The 1,580-nt window shown below is 53.0% G+C and carries 2 protein-coding genes; both read left to right on the top strand.

What is annotated here, in order from left to right; translation table 11 throughout:
- Positions 1-663, top strand: a 663-nt coding sequence (locus AAHA41_RS22570) for an EF-Tu/IF-2/RF-3 family GTPase (protein WP_342697349.1), incomplete at its 5' end; no start/stop codon positions are given.
- A gap of 111 nt (positions 664-774) precedes the next feature.
- On the top strand, positions 775-1,317 hold the full coding sequence (gene gmhB, locus AAHA41_RS22565) for a D-glycero-beta-D-manno-heptose 1,7-bisphosphate 7-phosphatase (RefSeq protein ID WP_323071639.1): 543 nt from the start codon (positions 775-777) through the stop codon (positions 1,315-1,317).
- Positions 1,318-1,580 lie beyond the last annotated feature (263 nt).

Genomic DNA, 1,580 nt, shown 5'->3' with positions numbered 1-1,580 from the left:
GCACTGAAAGCGCTGGAAGGCGAAGCTCAGTGGGAAGAGAAGATCCTGGAACTGGCTGGCCACCTGGACAGCTACATTCCGGAGCCGGAGCGTGCAATCGACCTGCCGTTCCTGATGCCTATCGAAGACGTATTCTCTATCGCTGGCCGTGGTACTGTAGTTACCGGTCGTGTAGAGCGCGGTATCGTTAAAGTTGGTGAAGAAGTGGAAATCGTTGGTATCAAAGATACCACCAAGACCACCTGTACCGGCGTTGAAATGTTCCGTAAGCTGCTGGACGAAGGTCGTGCAGGCGAGAACATCGGTGCACTGCTGCGTGGCGTGAAGCGTGAAGACGTAGAGCGTGGTCAGGTACTGGCCAAGCCGGGCACCATCAAGCCGCACACCAAGTTTGAATCTGAAGTGTACGTACTGTCCAAAGAAGAAGGTGGTCGTCATACCCCGTTCTTCAAAGGCTACCGTCCGCAGTTCTACTTCCGTACTACCGACGTGACCGGTACCATCGAACTGCCGGAAGGCGTAGAGATGGTAATGCCGGGCGACAACATCAAGATGGTTGTTACCCTGATTGCACCGATCGCGATGGACGACGGCCTGCGTTTCGCTATCCGTGAAGGTGGCCGTACCGTAGGTGCTGGTGTTGTAGCTAAAGTTATCGCTTAATCGATACTTTAAATGCACACATGAAAGGGGTGGCTTCGGCCGCCCCTTTTGTTTTTGGGCTTTATCTGCCCTGTGAGATACTGGGCAAAACCATTGATTGAGGTAGTTTCCGTGAGCAAACCCGCCATTTTTCTGGATCGTGACGGTGTCATCAATGAAGACACTGGCTATGTCAGCCAGGTCGATGACTTCCATTTTCTGCCCGAAGTCATAGACGCCCTGCAGCTCCTCAAAAAGAAAGGCTATCTGCTGGTTGTAGTGACCAACCAGTCAGGGATTGCCCGCGGTTATTTCACCGAAGATGATTTTATGAACCTGACCGAGTGGATGGATTGGTCGCTGGCCGATCGCGATGTGGACCTCGATGGTATCTACTTCTGCCCACACCATCCGGATCACGGTGCTCCCTGTGACTGCCGCAAGCCGGAACCGGGAATGCTGTTGCTCGCCAGGCAGGAACTGAACATCGACATGAGCCGTTCCTATATGGTGGGTGACAAGCCTTCCGATCTGAAAGCAGCGAGCAATGCCGGGGTCGGTCACAAGATCATGGTCAGAACCGGTAAGCCGGTCACCGAAGCGGGTAGCGCGCTGGCAGATGCTATCTATGACAACCTGCACGATTTTGCCATCGCTGTGCCTGCAGCAAGCTGATTTCGCCGGTTTAATATGCCAATTGGTGGCTTTGTGAGCGAACGAACTGCGAAAGCCATCTTTTTGCAATTATCCGCTTGCCAGAACGAATTCACTCCCTATAATGCGCCTCCATCGACACGGCAAGCGGCAACGCAAAGCCTGAGTCGATAACCTCGAAAAGCCTTTGCAAATAAGGCTTGACTCGAGAAGGCGGTTGAGTAGAATGCCACTCCCGCAGCAGCAAAAGCTGCATCGCTCTTTAACAATTTGAATCAAGCAAT

Origin of the sequence: Aeromonas sp. SER (assembly GCF_038739615.1) — a bacterium.
GTDB lineage: Bacteria > Pseudomonadota > Gammaproteobacteria > Enterobacterales > Aeromonadaceae > Aeromonas > Aeromonas jandaei.
Note: the sequence above shows the minus strand (reverse complement) of the source record. Positions and strands in the feature narration are given on the sequence as shown.